We start from the raw sequence: 17843 nt of genomic DNA on the forward strand, positions 1-17843 counted from the left end.
CCGGGGGACTGCCGCCGCTGCCGCCGGACTTCCAGCTCCAGGCGCCCGTCCCGGCCGCGCCACCGGCGGCCCCCGCCGAGCCGCAGGGGCCGCCCCTCGCCACCGAGGGTCCCGTGCCCTTCGACGGGCCGGAGAGCGAGGGCGGCGCCGAGCCGCTGCGCTCGGACCACACCGTCGTCTTCAGCCCGGTCCGGCCGCCCGCCGCGGAGGAGGCCGCCGTCGCGGTGGACTTCGCGCGACCGGCCGAGGAGCCGGACGAGGCCGAGGAGGAGCCCGAGGACGCCGCCGTCGGCAGCGCCCCGGAGGCCTCCGACGCCGGGGAACCGCGGAACGCCCCGGAGGCCGCCGACGGCCCGGGCGAGGCCGGTCCCCAGCAGCTGCCGGAGGAGCCCGCCGGGCCGCCGGCGCCCCCGCGCGGCCGGGCGCTGCCCCCGATGCCCGCCCCGGCCGCCGCCCCCGCGCCGCCGCCGCCGCCGCCGGGGGCCCCTGGCCCGGTCGACCCGCGCGGCGGCGCGGCGCGGCCCGCCGAGCCGGCGGACGCCCCGCAGCAGCCGGAGCCGCCGTCGTTCCTCGGGGCGCCGCCGCAGCCCCGGGCGCCGCAGTCCCCGCCTCCCGCGCCCCAACCTGCCGCCGCGGCGGGGCCGTTCACCCCGCCCGTCCCGGAGGAGGGCCCGGCCGCGGGCTTCCCCCCGCCGCAGGCGCAGCCGGGCGTTCCGCAGCCGCAGGCGCAGCCGGGCCCGTGGGACCCGCCTCAGCAGCAGCCCCAGCCCGGCCCGTGGGACCAGTCCCGGCCCGGCGCCTGGGACCAGCAGCCGCAGGCCGCGCAGCCGCAGCCCCCGGCCTGGGACCAGCCCCAGCCACAGCCCGGGGCGTGGGGCGCGCCGCCGCAGCCGCCCGCGCCCCAGCCGCTGCCGCAGCAGGGCCAAGCGCTGCCCGCGCTGCCGCAGGCCCCGGAGCAGCAGCCGCAGCCGCACCCTCAGCAGGCCGCGCCGCAGCCCGGCGCCTGGGACCGGCAGCCGCCGGCCCTGCCGGCGCCGCAGGCCCAGGCCCCGCAAGCACCGCAGGCTCCCCCGGCCCCCCAACTGCCACAGGGCCCGCAGGCGCCCCCGGCCCCGCAGCCCGGACAGGCTCCGCCGCCCGCGCAGCCCCCACGGGCCGGCGGGTGGGACCGGCAGCCCCAGCAGCCCTACGGCTCGCAGGTGCAGCCCGGCGCCCTGGGCTACACGGCCTCCGTCGAGCTGTCCTCCGACCGCCTGCTCCAGGACAAGCGGCGCAACAGGCCGCGTTCCCAGCCGGCCAGCAAGCCCGCCTCGCGGTTCCGGATCGGCGGTAAGGCCGGCGAGCAGGACCGGCAGCGGAAGCTGGAGATCATCCGCACCCCCGTGCTCTCGGGCTACCGCATCGCCGTCATCAGCCTCAAGGGCGGCGTCGGCAAGACGACCACGACCACCGCGCTCGGCGCGACCCTGGCCAGCGAGCGCCAGGACAAGGTCATCGCGATCGACGCCAACCCCGACGCGGGCACGCTCGGCCGCCGCGTGCGCCGCGAGACCGGCGCCACCATCCGCGACCTGGTCGGCGCGATCCCGTACCTCAACAGCTACATGGACATCCGCCGGTTCACCTCCCAGGCCCCCTCGGGCCTGGAGATCCTGGCCAACGACGTGGACCCGGCGATCTCCACGACCTTCAACGACGAGGACTACCGCCGCGTCATCGAGGTGCTCGGCAGGCAGTACCCGATCATCCTCACCGACTCCGGCACCGGCCTCCTCTACAGCGCCATGCGCGGCGTGCTCGACCTCGCGCACCAGCTGATCATCGTCTCCACCCCGTCCGTGGACGGCGCCTCCAGCGCCTCCACCACCCTGGACTGGCTGGCGGCGCACGGGTACGGCGAGCTGGTGGCGCGCAGCGTCACCGTCATCTCCGGGGTGCGGGAGACCGGCAAGCTGGTCAAGGTCGAGGACATCGTGGCCCACTTCAGGACCCGCTGCCGCGGGGTCGTGGTGGCGCCCTTCGACGAGCACCTGGCCGCGGGCGCCGAGCTGGACCTGGACCTGATGCGGCCCCGGACCCGGCAGGCGTACTTCGACCTGGCCGCCCTGATCGCCGAGGACTTCGCGCGCGTGCAGCAGGAGCAGGGCCTGTGGACGCCGGACGGCGGCATCCCGCCGCAGGTGGCGCCCCCGCTGCCGGGCCAGGCGCCGCAGCAGGGGTACGGGTATCCGCAGCAGCCCCCGGCGCCGCCCCAGCAGCAGCCCCCGCCGCCCGGGTACGGCTACCCGCAGCAGACCCAGCCGCCCTACGGCGGGTATCCGCAGCAGCCGGGCCCCTGGGGACAGCAGCCGCAGGGCTGAGGCGACCGGCAGCCCGCGGGGCCGCTCAGCCGGCCTCGCGGGTCCGCTCGCGCACGGCGGCGATGTCGGCGTTGATCCGCTCCATCAGCGCGTCCAGGGTGTCGAACGCCTCCTGGCCGCGGACGAAGGAGTGGAAGTCCAGCGCCACCCGCTGCCCGTAGAGGTCGAGGCCGGTGCGGTCCAGGACGTAGCCCTCCACAGCGCGCTGGGTGCCGTGGAAGTGCGGCTTGGTGCCCACGGAGATGGCGGTGGGCATCCGCTCGCCGTTCTCGTCGGTCAGCCAGCCCGCGTACACCCCGTCGGCGGGGACGGCCGAGTACGGCACGGGCTCGACGTTCGCCGTCGGGATGCCCAGCTCCCGGCCCCGGTGCTCGCCGTGCACGACGACTCCCTCCACGCGGTGCGGGCGGCCCAGCACCTCGGCGGCGCCGGTGAGGTCGCCGTCGGCGATCAGCCGCCGGGCCAGCGAGGAGGAGAACGCCTCGCCCGCCGCGCCCCGTTCGTACAGGTCGACCACGAGCATCTCGAAGCCGTAGGTGCGGCCCAGCTCGGTGAGCGTCTCGACGCTGCCGGCGGCGCGGTGCCCGAAGCGGAACGTCGGCCCCTCGACCACGGCCCGCGCGTGCAGCCTCTCCACCAGCACCTTCACCACGAACTCGGCCGGTGAGAGCTGGGAGAACTCCTTGGTGAACGGCAGCACCAGCACCGCGTCCACGCCCAGGGCCTCCATCAGCTCCGCCCGCCGGGGGTGGGGGGCGAGCAGCGGCGGATGGCTGCCGGGGCGGGTCACCTCCTTGGGGTGCGGATCGAAGGTGACCACCACGGTGGGAACGCCCAGCTCCCGGGCCCGCGCGACGGCCCGCCCGATGATCAGCTGGTGACCCCGGTGCACCCCGTCGTACGCACCGATGGTGACGACGCTGGGACCCCACTCCTCGGGGATCTCCGCCAGATCACGCCATCGCTGCACCGTTCTCGCTCCTCGCCGTCGCTGATTGACCGTCGCCGAACTCCGTGTGCGGCCTGCCGGTCCACGGTACCCGGCGGCCCGTGGCGGCCCGGATGCCGCCCGGCCCCGCCGGGGCTCAGGCGAACACCGCCAGGCTCCTCGACCGCTCCCCCGCCGCCTCGATCAGCGCGACGAAGCGCCCCTCGGGCCCGAAGACCGCGACGGGGCCCGGCGGCAGCTCGGGCGGGGTGGGGACGCGGGCTCCGTGGCCGAGCTGCCGGGCGCGGTCCTCGTCCACGTCCCAGCGGGGGAACGCCAGCGCCGCGGCCTCGTCCAGCGGCAGGAGGGCCCACTCCGCGCGCAGGGCGTCGAGAGTGCGGGCCGCGTCCAGGCCGTAGGGGCCGACCCGGGTGCGGCGCAGGGCGGTCAGGTGCCCGGCGGTGCCCAGGGCGGCGCCCAGGTCCCGGGCCAGGGCCCGGACGTAGGTGCCGGAGGAGCAGACCACGCGCACGTCCAGGTCGGTGACGGGCGTGCCGTCGGCGGCGGCCGTCTCCCGGACGGCGTCCACGGCGAACGCGTGCACGGTGACCGGGCGGGCCGGCAGCTCCACGTCCTCCCCCGCCCTGACCCGCTTGTACGCCCGGCGGCCGTCGATCTTCACGGCGCTGACGCGCGCGGGGACCTGGAGGAGGGCGCCGGTCAGGCCGGCGACGGCCGTGTCGAGCGCGCCGCGGCCCAGGCCGGCGGCGCCGGGGCTCGCGGTGACCTCGCCCTCGGCGTCGTCGGTGACGGTGGCCTGGCCCAGCCGGACGGTGCCCGTGTACTCCTTCTCCGTCAGGGCCAGGTGGCCCAGCAGGCGGGTGGCACGGCCCACGCCGAGGAGGAGCACGCCGGTCGCCATGGGGTCGAGGGTGCCCGCGTGCCCGACGCGGCGGGTGCGGGCGATCCCGCGGACGACCGCGACGACGTCGTGCGAGGTGAAGCCGGCGGGCTTGTCGACGACCACCAGGCCGTCGGGGCCGCCGGTGCCGGTGCCGCCCACGCCGGGTCAGCCCTCCCCGGGGGCGCCGCGGCCCTTGTCGTTCTCGTCCCCGGGGGCCTCGTCGGCCTCGTCGCCCTCGCGGTAGGGGTCCGCGCCGCCGGCGTACTCGGCGCCCGCGGAGGCCTGCCGCACCTGCTCGTCCCGCTCCCGGGCGCGCAGGAAGAGGTCGTCGAGGTTCCGGGCGTTCTCGGGGAGCGCGTCGGGGACGAACTCCAGGCTGGGGGTGTGCTTCACGCCCGCCGCCGCGCCGACCGCCGAGCGCAGCACGCCCTTGGCGCTGCGCAGCCCGGCGGCCACCTCCTCGCGGTCGGACTCGTCGCCGTAGACGGTGTAGAAGACGGTGGCCTCCCGCAGGTCGCCGGTGACCCGGGTGTCCGTGATGGTGACCCGGGTGCCGAGCCGCGGGTCCTTGATGTCCCGGTGCAGCTTCTCGGCGACGACCTCGCGGATGAGGTCCGCCAGCTTATTCGCCCGCGCCTTGTCGGCCACTGGTCCGTCTCCTTGCTCGGTGTGCTGTGCGTGGGGGGACGCTATGCGTCGTGCTCACCGTGGATCCGCCGCCGCACGGACAGCAGCTCCACCTCGGGGCGGGCGGCCACCAGCCGCTCGCACCGGTCGAGGACGTCCGCGACGTGCGCGGCGTCCCCGGCGACGACGGCCAGGCCGATCTTGGCGCGGCGGTGCAGGTCCTGCTCGCCCACCTCGGCGGCACTGACCGCGAACCTGCGTCGCAGCTCGGCCACGATCGGCCGCACCACGGAGCGCTTCTCCTTCAGCGAGTGCACGTCGCCGAGCAGCAGGTCGAAGGCCAACGTCCCTGTGTACATGGGGTGATCGTAACGGTGGGGCCGGGGCCGATCGACGGGTTTCCCCCGCCGCGCGGCCCCGGCCGGCGCCGCGTCAGACGCGGGGCTTCTCCCGCATCTCGTAGGTGGCGATGACGTCGTCGACCTTGATGTCGTTGAAGTTCCCGAGGTTGATACCGCCCTCGAAGCCTTCCCGGATCTCGGTGACGTCGTCCTTGAACCTGCGCAGGCCCTCGATGGTGAGGTTCTCCGCGACGACCTTGCCGTCGCGCACCAGGCGGGCCTTGGTGTTCCGCCGGACCTCGCCGGAGCGGATGAGGACACCCGCGATGTTGCCCAGCTTGGAGGAGCGGAAGACCTCGCGGATCTCCGCGGTGCCCAGCTCGACCTCCTCGAACTCGGGCTTCAGCAGGCCCTTGAGCGCCGCCTCGATCTCCTCGATCGCCTGGTAGATGACCGAGTAGTACCGGACGTCCACGCCCTCGCGCTCGGCCGCCTGCGTGGCGCGCCCCTCGGCGCGGACGTTGAAGCCGAGGACGATGGCGTCGGAGCCGGCCGCGAGGTCGATGTCGGTCTCGGTGACCGCGCCGACGCCGCGGTGCAGCACCCGCAGGTCCACGCCCTCGCCGACGTCGAGCTGGAGCAGCGAGGACTCCAGGGCCTCGACGGAGCCGGAGGCGTCGCCCTTGAGGATGAGGTTGAGCTGCTGGATCTCGCCGGCCTTGAGCACCTTGTCCAGGTCCTCCAGGGAGACCCTGCGGGTGCGCTTGGCGAACGCGGCGTTCCGCTCGCGGGCGGCGCGCTTCTCGGCGATCTGCCGGGCCGTGCGGTCCTCGCCGACGACCAGGAAGTTGTCGCCCGCGCCCGGGACGTTGGTCAGGCCCTGGACCAGGACGGGCGTGGAGGGCCCGGCCTCGGCCAGCGGGCGGCCGGTGTCGTCGAGCATCGCCCGGACGCGGCCGTGCGCGTCGCCGACGACCATGGTGTCGCCGACCCGCAGCGTGCCGCGCTGCACCAGCACCGTGGCCACGGCGCCGCGCCCGCGGTCGAGGTGCGCCTCGATCGCGATGCCCTGGGCGTCCTGGTGCGGGTTGGCGCGCAGGTCGAGCGCGGCGTCGGCGGTCAGGACGACCGCCTCCAGCAGCGCGTCGATGTTCAGGCTCTGCTTGGCGGAGATGTCGACGAACATGGTGTCGCCGCCGTACTCCTCCGCGACCAGGCCGAACTCGGTGAGCTGGCCGCGCACCTTGGCCGGGTCGGCGCCCTCGACGTCGATCTTGTTGACCGCGACGACGATCGGCACGTCGGCGGCCTTGGCGTGGTTGAGCGCCTCGACCGTCTGCGGCATCACGCCGTCGTTGGCCGCCACCACGAGGATCGCGATGTCGGTCGACTTCGCACCGCGGGCACGCATGGCGGTGAACGCCTCGTGGCCCGGGGTGTCGATGAAGGTGATCGCGCGGTCCTCGCCGTTGACGCCGATCGACACCTGGTAGGCGCCAATGTGCTGGGTGATGCCGCCGGCCTCGCCCTCGATGACGTTGGTCTTGCGGATCGCGTCCAGCAGGCGGGTCTTGCCGTGGTCGACGTGACCCATGACGGTGACCACCGGGGGCCGCGAGACCAGGGCGTCCTCGCCGCCCTCGTCCTCGCCGAACTCGATGTCGAAGGACTCCAGGAGCTCGCGGTCCTCCTCCTCGGGGCTGACGATCTGAATCGTGTAGTTCATCTCGTCGGCGAGGAGCTGGAGCGTCTCGTCGGAGACCGACTGGGTCGCGGTGACCATCTCGCCGAGGTTGAACATCACCTGCACCAGCGAGGCCGGGTCGGCGTTGATCTTCTCGGCGAAGTCGGTCAGCGAGGCGCCGCGGGAGAGACGGATGGTCTCGCCCTTGCCGCGCGGCAGCATCACGCCGCCGATGGACGGGGCCTGCATGGCCTCGTACTCCTGGCGACGCTGCCGCTTCGACTTCCGGCCGCGCCGCGCGGGGCCGCCGGGACGGCCGAACGCGCCCTGCGTGCCGCCGCGGCCACCCGGGCCGCCGGGGCGTCCGCCCGGGCCGCCGAAGCCGCCGGGACGGCCGCCGCCACCGCCGAAGCCGCCACCGCCGCCGGGGCGCGGGCCGCCCGCGCCGCCGCCGGGACGGCCGCCGAAGCCGCCGCCACCGCCGCCGCCACCCGGACGGGTGCCGCCGCCGCGGCCACCGAAGCCGCCGCCGCCACCGCCGCCGGGGCGGGGACCGCCCGCGCCGCCGCCGGGACGGCCGCCGGGGCCGCCGCCGGGACGGCCGCCAGCCGGGGGCCGCTGCGGCATCATGCCCGGGTTCGGGCGGCTGCCGCCGGGGCCGGGACGCGGCCCGCCGGGCGCGGCGCCCTGCGGGCGCGGCATGTTGCCCGGGGTGGCGCGCCCGCCGCCGGGGGCCTGCGGACGCGGGCCGGGACGGCCGTCGCCGCCGGGGCGCGTCCCGCCGGCCGGAGCCGCCATTGCCGCTGAACGCGTCGGTCAGCTTGCGTACTACAGGCGCCTCGATCGTCGAGGACGCCGAACGGACGAATTCACCAAGTTCTTGGAGCTTGGCCATGACGACCTTGCTCTCGACTCCAAGCTCCTTGGCGAGCTCGTATACCCGGACCTTAGCCACTTCGCTCCTTCATGGTCCGGGGTCGGTCGTCCGCCGGACCTTCGCTACTTCACGGGCGTACTCATCGCGTACTCATCGAGTGCTCATCGCAATCTCGACCTACTTCCGACTCGCGAGGTACCTGCCGCGCGGCCTTTCCGCGCGGCGCTTTCGTACGGTTCTTACGGTCTTGCCTTTGTACGGCCTTACGGCGCCGTCCGGCCGATCACCCGGCGCAGCTCTCCGCAGTCGAGCGGCCCCTGGACCCTGAGGGCCCTCGGGAACGCCCGCCGGCGGACGGCCAGCTCCAGGCACTCCGGCACGGGGTGCAGGTACGCACCCCGACCGGGCAGCGTACCGCGAAGATCGGGGACACAGCGATCCCCGGCCATCACCACACGCAGCAGGCCATCTCGGGCTGAACGCTGCCGGCAGCCCACGCACGTGCGTTCCGGGCATGCCGACCCTCGTGTCCGGCCAGACACCGCTGATTCTACCTCCCCGGACGCCCGCCCCACCGGGGCGGGCCCACGCCGCGCTCCACGCTCCTGCCTCTCAACGCCCCGGAGGCCCGCCCGCATTCCCGGCGCGGGCGCGGCGGCCGGGCCGCCGCTACGGCGAGGCGGGCTGCTCCGTGTCGGGGCGGATGTCGATGCGCCAGCCGGTGAGGCGGGCGGCCAGGCGGGCGTTCTGGCCCTCCTTGCCGATGGCCAGGGAGAGCTGGTAGTCCGGCACGGTCACCCGGGCCGAGCGGGCCGCCTCGTCCACGACGTCCACCTTGGTGACCCGGGCCGGCGAGAGGGCGTTGGCCACCAGCTCGGCCGGGTCGTCGGACCAGTCCACGATGTCGATCTTCTCGCCGTGCAGCTCGGCCATCACCGCCCTGACCCGGCCGCCCATCGGGCCGATGCAGGCGCCCTTGGCGTTCAGGCCCTGCCGCAGCGAGCGGACGGCGATCTTGGTGCGGTGGCCGGCCTCTCGGGCGATGGCGGCGATCTCCACCGAGCCGTCCGCGATCTCGGGGACCTCCAGCTCGAAGAGTTTCTTCACCAGGTTGGGGTGCGTCCGCGAGAGGGTGACGGAGGGGCCGCGCGGTCCCTTGACCACCCGGACGACGTAGGAGCGCAGCCGGGAGCCGTGCCCGTACTCCTCGCCCGGGACCTGCTCCTGCGGGGGCAGGATGGCCTCCAGCTTGCCGATGTCCACCAGCACGCTCTTGGGGTCGCGGCCCTGCTGCACCACGCCGGCGACGACGTCGCCCTCGCGGCCGGCGTACTCGCCGAAGGTGACGTCCTCCTCGGCGTCGCGCAGCCGCTGGAGGATCACCTGCTTGGCGGTGGTGGCGGCGATGCGGCCGAAGCCCTGCGGGGTGTCGTCGAACTCCCGCGGCGCGGCCTTCTCGCCCTCGCCCTCGCCTTCGGCCAGGTCCGCCAGGTCCTCTTCGTCCTCGCGCGCCCAAACGGTCACGTGCCCGGTGGCGCGGTCCAGGACCACGCGGGCCTGGCGCCGGCTGCCCTCGGTGCGGTGGTAGGCGATCAGCAGCGCCGACTCGATGGCCTCCACCAGCACGTCGAAGGAGATCTCCTTCTCCTGGACCAGCCCTTGGAGGGCCTTCATGTCGATGTCCACGGCTACGCCTCCTTCGCGCTCTCGTCACCGGCGTCCGCGGCCGGCCGGCGGCTGAACTCCACTTCCACCCGGGCGGCGGCCACGTCCTCGAACGCCACCCGCCGGGCCGTGGGCCCCCGACCCTTCTCCCCCGGCACGGAGAGGTCAAGTCCCTTGTCGTCCACACCCGTCAGCCGGGCGGTCAGCTCCCCGCCCTCCCGCAGCCGCAGCCGCAGCAGGCGGCCGACGGAACGCCGGTAGTGGCGGTGCTCGGTCAGTGCCCGCTCCGCGCCGGGGGAGGTGACCTCCAGGGTGTACGGGGCGCCGCCCATCGCGTCGGCCTGGTCCAGCGCGGCCGAGACCGAGCGGCTCAGCTCGGCGCACGCCTCAAGACCCACGCCGCCGTCAGCGTCCACGACCACGCGCAGCACCCGGCGGCGGCCGGCCGGGGTGACGCTGACGTCCTCCAGGTCCATCCCGCGTCCGGCGGCCAGGGGCTCCAGCAGCTCCCGCAGCCTGTCGATCTGGGTGGTGCTCATCCGGGTGACTCCTCGGCCGCGTCTGCTGTTGTCGCGTGCTGCTGGCGACGGCTCCGGCCCGTCCCGGGCCGGGCCCCGCCGGGGCGCCGTCCGTCCCAGCCTATCCCCTGCCGCACGGTGCACCGACCGGCACGTACCGCGTGCGGCGGCCACGGGGGCGGGGGCGCGGCGCGGGCGCGCCGGTGGGCGGGCCGGGGGCGGCGGAGGCGCTGCGCGCAGGTACGCTCACGGGGCGGTGATCTCGGCCGCCGCCGCGGCGGCCGTGCCGGGCGCCGCAGCCACTGGATCCACTCGTCAACTGCACCAACACGGAAGCGCGGGGAAGCCATGTCCTGGGGCATCTCTCCCGGCATGCCCAGACGTACGCTGCTGGCCGGCTGCGCGGCCGGCGTCCTGGCCGGCTGCACCTCGGGGAGCGGCGCGGGCGGCGGCGCAGGGGGCGTCGTCAGCGGGACCGGCCTGCGCCGCAGGGCGGCGCGGGACAGCAGCGCCCTACTGGCGCGCTACGACGCCACGGCCGTGGCCCACCCGGCGCTGGCCGGGGCCCTGGGCCCGCTGCGGGAGAGCGTGGCCGCGCACGTGGCGGCGCTCGCAGGCGCCGGCGGGACCTCCCCGGACGGCGCCGCGGGCGGGGACGCCGCGGCTCCCGCCCCGGCCGGCGCCGCGCCCGAGGTCCCGGGCGAGCCGGAGCGGGCGCTCCAGGCGCTGATCGACGCGGAGCGCGCCATGGCGGACCAGCGGCTGCGCGCGCTGGCCGGGGCGCCGCCCGAACTCGCCCGGCTGCTGGCCTCCCTGGCCGCCGCCGGGGCGGCCCAGGCCCACCTGCTGAGCGAGGCCCGCCCATGACCGAGGACCGCAGCCACGAGCTGGACGCCACCCAGGCCGCGCTGGCCGCCGAGCACGCCGCCGTCTACGGCTACGGCGTCGTCGGCGGCGTGCTCGGGGACGACCGGGGCGAGGAGGTCAGGGAGGCGCACGCCGCGCACCGCTCCCGCCGGGACCGGCTGCGGCGGGCCGTGCGCGACCTGGGCGGCACCCCGGTGGCCGCCGCCGCGGCGTACGCGCTGCCGTTCGAGGTGGCCGACGGGGAGGCGGCGGTGCGCCTGGCGGCCGAGCTGGAGTCGCGGCTGGCCGGGGCCTACGCCGACCTGGTGCTGGCCGCGGTGGGCGAGGACCGCCGCGGGGCTGCCGCCGCGCTGAGCGAGGCGGCGGTGCGCGCGGCGCGCTGGCGCGGGACGGCCGAGGCGTTCCCCGGGCTGGCCGAGTACGCGGGGAGCGGCGGGGGCGGGGAGCCGGCCGGGGGCGGTGAGGGGTGACGGCCGCCGCGCTGCCGCGCCCGCCGGCCCGGCTGGTCCGCGCCCAGGGCGCCTCCTCGGCCGACTGGCTGGCCGGTCTGCCCGCGCTGGCGGGGTCGCTGCTGCGGCGCTGGGACCTGACGGCCGAGCGGGTGGCGGAGCCGGGCGGGCGGGACAGCCTGACGGTGCTGGTGCGTACGGCCTCGGGCGGCCGGGCGGCCTTGAAGATATGCGCGCCCTCGGCCCCCGCGACGCTGGAGGAGGCGGCGCTGCGGCGGTGGAACGGCCTGGGCGCGGTGCGGCTGCTGCGCGAGGCGCCGCGGGAGGGGGCGTTGCTGCTGGAGAGGCTGCACGGGGAGACCTCGCTGCGCTCGCTGCCCGAGGCGAAGGCGAGCCTGGAGGCGGTCTCGGCCGTGCGGCGGCTGTGGGTGGAGCCGGGCGCGGGGCATCCGTTCCCCTCGGTGGCCGAGCGGACGGGGGCGCAGGCGGAGCGGATGCGGGCGGGAGCGCCGCGCGAGGCGGGCGGGCTGGTCGCGGAGGCGCTGCGGTTGCGCGCGGGGCTGCTGGCAGCGGCCCCGGCCGGGAGGCTGCTGCACGGGGACTTCCGGCAGGGGGCGGTGCTGGCCTCGGACGACGAGCGGGCCCGCTGGCTGGCGGTGGGGCCCGAGCCGGTGGTGGGCGAGCCGGCCTACGACCTGGCGCGGCTGGTGCGGGACCGGCTGCACGACCTGGTGGCCTCGGCGGGCGGCCCGGCGGTGACCCGGCGGCGGGTGGCACGGCTGGCGGACGCGGTGGAGGTGGAGCCGGAGCGGCTGCGCGCCTGGTCGCTGTTCCGGGCGGTGGAGTCGGGGGTGCGGAACCTGGCGGCGGGGAACCGGGCCGACGGGGAGATGCTGCTGGAGTTCGCGGGCTGGCTCTGAGCCCGCGAAGCCGCGGGCGGACGGGGCCGGGGGCTCAGAGGCGGCGCAGCGGGAGGACGGCGCCCATGACGGCGTAGGGGCTGGGCGCGGAGGGGAAGAGGACGCGGCGGGCCAGGTCGCGGTAGCCGAGCCTGCGGTAGAGGGCGCGGGCGGGGGACTCGGTGTCGATGGCCGACAGGATCGAGCGCGGCTGATCGGCCGCGTCGGTCAGGCCGGTGATCAGGCGCCGGCCTATGCCGCGGTTCTGGTAGCCGGGCAGCACGTGCAGCTCGGTGACGGTGAAGGAGTCGTCCAGCCAGTCGTCCTCGCCCTCCCGGCGCAGGTAGGGCTCGACCACGCTGGACCACCACTGGGAGCGCTCGTTGGGCATGCCGTAGACGAAGCCCACCAGCTCGCCCCCGGCCAGGGTCGCGCCCAGCGCGCGGGCGCCCGGGTGGGTGACGTGGCGCAGCACGATGTGCCGGCGCACGGCGACCTCGTCCGCGGAGAGCCCGAAGGCCCGCGCCTGGACGCTCAGCGCCTCGTCCACCCGGTAGGCGAGGTCGAGGGGCGCGACGACGACGTCGCGGGCGTCCTGGGCGGCCCCGCCGGGCGTTGGTGTCATGCGGGGAGGCTAACGCGGCGGGCCGGTGAAGTCGCGCCCGGTGCCGCGAATCGGTGGCCGGGCGGCGGCGGGGCGTCAGCCGTCGCGCGGGCGCGGCCGGTTGGGGAACGGCGGGCGCAGCCGGGCGTGAGCGGCGACGGGCCGTCAGGAGGGTTCAGAACAGGACGGTCATCAGCGTCCCGGCGCCCTCGAAGCCGAGGCGGCGGTAGACGGCCAGGGCGGGGGCGTTGAAGTCGTTGACGTACAGGCTGACGACCGGCGCGGCCTCGGCCAGGGCGTGGGGCAGGACGGCGGCGAGGCCGGCGGTGGCCAGCCCCTGCCCGCGCCGGTCGGGGGCGGTCCACACGCCCTGGAGCTGGCAGGCGTGGGGGGTGACGGCGCCGATCTCGGCCTTGAAGACCACCCGCCCGTCCTCCACGCGGGCGAAGCAGCGGCCGGTGCCGACGGTCTCGGCCACGCGGGACTGGTAGGCCAGGCCCCCGTCGGGGGCGTCCAGGGGCGAGACGCCGACCTCCTCGGCGAACATCGCCACGGCCGCGGGGTAGACCAGGTCCATCTCGTCCTTGCGCATCCGCCGCACGGCCGGGTCGGGCCGCACCCCGGCGGGCGCGCTCCGGGTGATCAGCAGCGGCTGGCGGGCGCGAAGCTGGCGGGCGGGGCCCCAGTGGGGCTCCAGGAGGGCCCAGAGGCGGGCGGCCGGCTCGACGCGGCCGACGAGGGAGGAGCAGGTGCGGCCCCGGCGCAGCGCGTGGGCGGCGAACGCCCGCAGCGCCGCCTCGTCGGCGCCGATCGGCACCAGGTTGGCGCCGGAGTAGCACAGCGAGGCCAGCCGTCCGCGTTCGTACCAGCCCCACAGCTCGCCGCCGAGGTAGGGGCGTTCGAGACGGGACTCCAGGACGCGGGTGGTGACGTAGGCGTTGGCCACGGGGTCCCGGTCGAGCAGGGCGAGGGCCTCGCCGAGGTCGGGGGGGCCGAGGACCCGGAGGGTGGAGGTGGTCAGCACGGGCGGCGGTACTCCGGGCTCGGGGCAGACGCGGGGAGGGGTGGCGGGCGGCACTGCCGTGCCCGCACCCTACCCCGCGGGAGAACGCCCGGCGCGCCGGGCGTGGCCCCGGCGGGAGGGCCGGGGCGGCGGCGCGGGCGGGCATGGCGCCGTCAGGCGATGGTGGAGACCTCGGGCTCGCCGGAGGGAACGCCCTCGGCCTCCATCCGCGCGGCCAGCTTCATGGCCTCCTCGATGAGGGTCTCCACGATCTTCGATTCGGGGACGGTCTTGATGACCTCGCCCTTGACGAAGATCTGTCCCTTGCCGTTGCCCGAGGCGACGCCGAGGTCGGCCTCGCGGGCCTCGCCGGGGCCGTTGACCACGCAGCCCATGACGGCCACCCGCAGCGGGACGTCCATGCCGGTCAGCCCGGCGGTGACCTCCTCGGCGAGCTTGTAGACGTCCACCTGGGCACGGCCACAGGAGGGGCAGGAGACGATCTCCAGGCCGCGCTCGCGCAGGCCGAGGGACTCCAGGATCTGGATGCCGACCTTGACCTCCTCGACGGGGGGCGCGGAGAGGGAGACCCGGATGGTGTCCCCGATGCCCTCGCTGAGCAGGGCGCCGAAGGCCACGGCGGACTTGATGGTGCCCTGGAAGGCCGGGCCCGCCTCGGTGACGCCGAGGTGGAGGGGGTAGTCGCAGCGCTCGGCGAGCAGCCGGTAGGCGTTGACCATGATCACCGGGTCGTTGTGCTTGACGGAGATCTTGATGTCGCGGAAGTCGTGCTCCTCGAAGAGGGAGCACTCCCACAGCGCGGACTCCACCAGGGCCTCGGGGGTGGCCTTGCCGTACTTGGCCAGCAGGCGCCGGTCGAGGGAGCCGGCGTTGACGCCGATGCGGATGGGGGTGCCCGCGGCGGAGGCGGCGCGGGCGATCTCCTTGACCTGGTCGTCGAACTTCTTGATGTTGCCCGGGTTGACGCGGACGGCCGCGCAGCCGGCGTCGATCGCGGCGAAGACGTACTTCGGCTGGAAGTGGATGTCGGCGATGACCGGGATCTGCGACTTCCGGGCGATGGTCGCCAGGGCGTCGGCGTCGTCCTGGGTGGGGACGGCGACCCGGACGATCTGGCAGCCGGAGGCGGTGAGCTCGGCGATCTGCTGGAGGGTGGCGCCGATGTCGGAGGTGCGGGTCGTCGTCATCGACTGGACGGAGACAGGCGCGTCGCCGCCGACGGGCACGGAGCCGACGGAGATGCGCCGGCTCGCGCGGCGCTCGGCCAGCTTGACGGGGACGGACGGCATTCCCAGGGAGATGGCTGTCATGTGCTCTCGCGCACCCTCTTCTGCGGCTTACTGCGGCTTCGTGCGAATTGCTGCGGCGCGTCCGCGGGCTGCCGCGGCGTGCGCGGCCCCGTCGTACGGCGGGCCGGGGCGGGCCGTTCGCGCCGCCCGGCCCAGCGGGACGAGCCTACGGCACCTCACCCGGTCAGGCGGACGGGGTTGACAATGTCGGCCGCGAGCACCAGGAGCGTGAAGCAGATGAACACGCCGGCCACGACGTAGGCCACGGGCATCAGCTTGGCCACGTCGAACGGCCCCGGGTCGGGCCGGCGGGTGACGCGGGCGAACGTCCGGCGCACCGACTCCCACAGCGCCCCCGCGATGTGCCCGCCGTCCAGCGGGAGCAGCGGCAGCATGTTGAACAGGAAGAGGGAGAGGTTGAAGCCGGCGACCAGGAACAGGGCGGTGGCGACCTGCTGGCTGGCGGGGATGTCGAGCGTGAAGATCTCGCCGCCGACGCGGGCGGCGCCGACCACGCCCATCGGGGAGTCGGGCTCGCGCTCGCCGTTGCGCAGGGCGGCGTCCCACAGGCCGGGGATCTCGGAGGGGACGTTCAGGAGCGCCTGGACGCCGTCGGTCATGATGTCGCCCATCCGGGAGACGGCCTGGCCGAAGTCCTGGCGGACGACGCCGCTGGCCGGGGAGAAGCCGAGGAAGCCGGCGGTGACGTACTCGCCCTCGACGTAGCCGCCGTCGCCGTCGGTCCGCGCGACCTGGTTCTCGATCAGGTCGGCCCGGAGCTCCAGGGTGCGGCCGTCGCGCTCGACGGTGAGGGTGGCGGCGCCGGTGGTGTCGCGGATGCGCTGCTGGAGGGTGCTCCACTCCTCGATGGGCTCGCCGTCGAAGGCCACGATGGTGTCGCCGGGGCGCAGCCCGGCCTCGGCGGCGGGGGCCGGGGTGTCGCCGGGGCGGCACTCGCGGGGCTCCTCGTCCTGCGCGATGACGCACTCGGAGACGGTGGCGACGGTGGTGGTCTGGGTGCTGATGCCGAAGCCCATGAGCACGCCGAGGAAGATCACCACGGCGAGGATGAGGTTCTGGAAGGGCCCGGCGAACATGACGATGACGCGCTTCCAGGGGGCGCGGGTGTAGAACAGGCGCTTCTCGTCGCCGGGCTGCAGCTCCTCGAACGCGGCGGCCCGCGCGTCCTCGATCATGCCGCGGAAGGGCGAGGTGGACCGCTTGCGCACCCGCCCGTCGTCGCCTGGCGGGAACATGCCGATCATGCGGATGTAGCCGCCCAACGGGATGGCCTTGACGCCGAACTCGGTCTCGCCGCGCTTGCGCGACCAGACGGTGGGGCCGAAGCCGACCATGAACTGCGGCACCCGGACGCCGAACATCCGCGCGGTGGAGAAGTGGCCCAGCTCGTGCCAGGCGATGGAGATCAGCAGCCCGAGGACGAAGACGAGTATGCCGATGATGAACATCAGGGCCGTCATGCGCGCGTCTCCTGCATCGTCCGGTCGGCCGCAGCCGCCTCCTCCGGGCCCGCCGTCCCGGCGAGCTCGCGGGCGCGGCGCCGCGCCCGGCGTTCCGCTTCGAGGACGTCCGGCAGGGTCAGGGGAGTTCCCTCGGGGGCGGTGCCCCGCTCCTCGACGTGCTCCCGCACGACCCGGGCGACGGTGTCCACGATCCCGGTGAACGGCAGCAGGCCGGCGAGGAAGGCGTCCACGCACTCCTCGTTGGCCGCGTTGAACACCGCGGGCGCGGTACCGCCGAGGCTACCGACCCGGCGGGCCAGCGGCACCGAGGGGAAGGCCTCCGTGTCCAGGGGCGTGAACTCCCAGGTGTGCGCGCGGGTCCAGTCCACGCCCGGCGCGGCGTCCGGCACCCGCTCGGGCCAGCCCAGGCCGAGGGCGATCGGCATCCGCATGTCGGGGGGGCTTGCCTGGGCGAGCGTGGAGCCGTCGGAGAACTCGACCATGGAGTGCACGTAGGACTGGGGGTGGACCACGACCTCGATGCGGTCGAAGGGGATGCCGTACAGCAGATGGGCCTCGATGACCTCCAGGCCCTTGTTGACCAGGGTGGCGGAGTTGACCGTGATCACCGGGCCCATCGCCCAGGTGGGGTGGGCCAGGGCCTCCTCGCGGGTGACGGTGGCCAGCTCCTCGCGGGAACGCCCGCGGAACGGCCCGCCGCTGGCCGTGACGACCAGCCGGGAGACCTCGGCGTGGGTGCCGCCGAGGAGGGCCTGGAAGAGGGCGGAGTGCTCGGAGTCGACGGGGACGATCTGGCCGGGCTTGGCCAGGCCGGTGACCAGCGGGCCGCCTACGATCAGGGACTCCTTGTTGGCCAGGGCCAGGACGCGGCCGGCCTCCAGGGCGGCGAGGGTGGGGGCCAGGCCGATGGAGCCGGTGATGCCGTTGAGGACGGTGTGGCACTCGGTGGCCGCGAGGCGGGCGGCGGCGTCGGGGCCGGCGAGGATCTCGGGCAGCGGCTCGCCGGGGCCGTAGGCGGCGGCCAGCGCCTCCCGCAGCTCGTCCGCCCGGCCGGCGCGGGAGACGGCCACGGCCCTCACCCGCAGGCGGTGGGCCTGCTCGGCGAGGAGGGCGAGGTTGCCCCCGCCTGCGGCCAGGGCGGTGACGCGGAAACGGCCGGGGTTGCGGAGCACGACGTCCACGGCCTGGGTCCCGATCGACCCGGTGGAGCCGAGGATCACCACCTCCCGCGGCCCCTCGGGCGGCGCCTGGCCGGGCTGGGGCAGGCGGGGATCGGCGAGACAGAGGGGGCTCACGGTCATTCCCCCATTGTGACGGCTCGGC

General features: G+C 75.8%; 16 protein-coding genes and 1 pseudogene. 4 read left to right on the forward strand and 13 right to left on the reverse strand.

What is annotated here, in order from left to right; genetic code table 11:
- Positions 1–2360 (forward strand): MinD/ParA family ATP-binding protein (locus RM780_RS25080; RefSeq protein ID WP_311633172.1); only part of this gene is annotated, 2360 nt, incomplete at its 5' end.
- 25 nt (positions 2361–2385) lie between these two features.
- On the opposite strand, the gene RM780_RS25085 is transcribed toward RM780_RS25080, so the two are convergent.
- From RM780_RS25085 to rimP, 8 genes and pseudogenes are all read right to left on the reverse strand, one after another.
- Positions 2386–3330: a bifunctional riboflavin kinase/FAD synthetase gene (locus RM780_RS25085; protein ID WP_311633173.1), complete on the reverse strand. Its 945-nt coding sequence runs from the start codon at positions 3328–3330 to the stop codon at positions 2386–2388.
- A gap of 115 nt (positions 3331–3445) precedes the next feature.
- Complete coding sequence (gene truB, locus RM780_RS25090) at positions 3446–4351, reverse strand: tRNA pseudouridine(55) synthase TruB (RefSeq protein ID WP_311633174.1); 906 nt, start codon at positions 4349–4351, stop codon at positions 3446–3448.
- A gap of 6 nt (positions 4352–4357) precedes the next feature.
- On the reverse strand, positions 4358–4840 hold the full coding sequence (gene rbfA / locus RM780_RS25095; RefSeq protein ID WP_311633175.1) for a 30S ribosome-binding factor RbfA: 483 nt from the start codon (positions 4838–4840) through the stop codon (positions 4358–4360).
- A 41-nt stretch (positions 4841–4881) separates the two neighbouring features.
- Positions 4882–5178: a DUF503 domain-containing protein gene (locus tag RM780_RS25100; RefSeq protein WP_311633176.1), complete on the reverse strand. Its 297-nt coding sequence runs from the start codon at positions 5176–5178 to the stop codon at positions 4882–4884.
- Positions 5179–5251: 73 nt separating this feature from the next.
- Positions 5252–7799 (reverse strand): annotated as a pseudogene (gene infB / locus RM780_RS25105) (translation initiation factor IF-2).
- A 185-nt stretch (positions 7800–7984) separates the two neighbouring features.
- Positions 7985–8263, reverse strand: coding sequence for a YlxR family protein (locus RM780_RS25110; RefSeq protein WP_311633177.1), 279 nt, complete (start codon positions 8261–8263; stop codon positions 7985–7987).
- 127 nt (positions 8264–8390) lie between these two features.
- Positions 8391–9407, reverse strand: coding sequence for a transcription termination factor NusA (nusA, locus tag RM780_RS25115; RefSeq protein ID WP_311633178.1), 1017 nt, complete (start codon positions 9405–9407; stop codon positions 8391–8393).
- 2 nt (positions 9408–9409) lie between these two features.
- Complete coding sequence (gene rimP / locus RM780_RS25120; RefSeq protein ID WP_311633179.1) at positions 9410–9925, reverse strand: ribosome maturation factor RimP; 516 nt, start codon at positions 9923–9925, stop codon at positions 9410–9412.
- 351 nt (positions 9926–10276) lie between these two features.
- Here rimP and RM780_RS25125 point away from each other — a divergent pair, with 351 nt between their 5' ends.
- The 3 genes from RM780_RS25125 to RM780_RS25135 are packed head-to-tail and all read left to right on the forward strand — an operon-like array spanning position 10277 to position 12140.
- Positions 10277–10771, forward strand: a complete 495-nt coding sequence (locus RM780_RS25125) for a hypothetical protein (RefSeq protein ID WP_311633180.1) — start codon at positions 10277–10279, stop codon at positions 10769–10771.
- A complete protein-coding gene (locus RM780_RS25130) occupies positions 10768–11241 on the forward strand; it encodes a DUF4439 domain-containing protein (protein ID WP_311633181.1) in 474 nt (157 codons plus the stop codon). The genes RM780_RS25125 and RM780_RS25130 overlap by 4 nt, the downstream gene beginning before the upstream one ends.
- Positions 11238–12140, forward strand: a complete 903-nt coding sequence (locus tag RM780_RS25135) for an aminoglycoside phosphotransferase family protein (RefSeq protein ID WP_311633182.1) — start codon at positions 11238–11240, stop codon at positions 12138–12140. The genes RM780_RS25130 and RM780_RS25135 overlap by 4 nt, the downstream gene beginning before the upstream one ends.
- A 34-nt stretch (positions 12141–12174) precedes the next feature.
- Here the strand turns inward: RM780_RS25135 and RM780_RS25140 are convergent, their stop codons facing one another.
- The 5 genes from RM780_RS25140 to dxr form a co-directional block, all read right to left on the reverse strand.
- A complete protein-coding gene (locus RM780_RS25140) occupies positions 12175–12744 on the reverse strand; it encodes a GNAT family N-acetyltransferase (RefSeq protein ID WP_311633183.1) in 570 nt (189 codons plus the stop codon).
- Positions 12745–12898: 154 nt separating this feature from the next.
- Positions 12899–13747, reverse strand: a complete 849-nt coding sequence (locus RM780_RS25145; RefSeq protein WP_311633184.1) for a GNAT family N-acetyltransferase — start codon at positions 13745–13747, stop codon at positions 12899–12901.
- A 152-nt stretch (positions 13748–13899) separates the two neighbouring features.
- Positions 13900–15057: a flavodoxin-dependent (E)-4-hydroxy-3-methylbut-2-enyl-diphosphate synthase gene (gene ispG / locus RM780_RS25150; protein ID WP_311633185.1), complete on the reverse strand. Its 1158-nt coding sequence runs from the start codon at positions 15055–15057 to the stop codon at positions 13900–13902.
- Between the two features lie 155 nt (positions 15058–15212).
- Positions 15213–16517 (reverse strand): M50 family metallopeptidase, encoded by a 1305-nt coding sequence (locus tag RM780_RS25155; protein ID WP_311633186.1) that lies wholly within the window; start codon positions 16515–16517, stop codon positions 15213–15215.
- On the reverse strand, positions 16514–17821 hold the full coding sequence (dxr, locus tag RM780_RS25160) for a 1-deoxy-D-xylulose-5-phosphate reductoisomerase (RefSeq protein WP_311633187.1): 1308 nt from the start codon (positions 17819–17821) through the stop codon (positions 16514–16516). The genes RM780_RS25155 and dxr overlap by 4 nt, the downstream gene beginning before the upstream one ends.
- Positions 17822–17843 lie beyond the last annotated feature (22 nt).

Source organism: Streptomyces boetiae (assembly GCF_031845405.1).
GTDB classification, from domain to species: Bacteria; Actinomycetota; Actinomycetes; order Streptomycetales; family Streptomycetaceae; genus Streptomyces; species Streptomyces boetiae.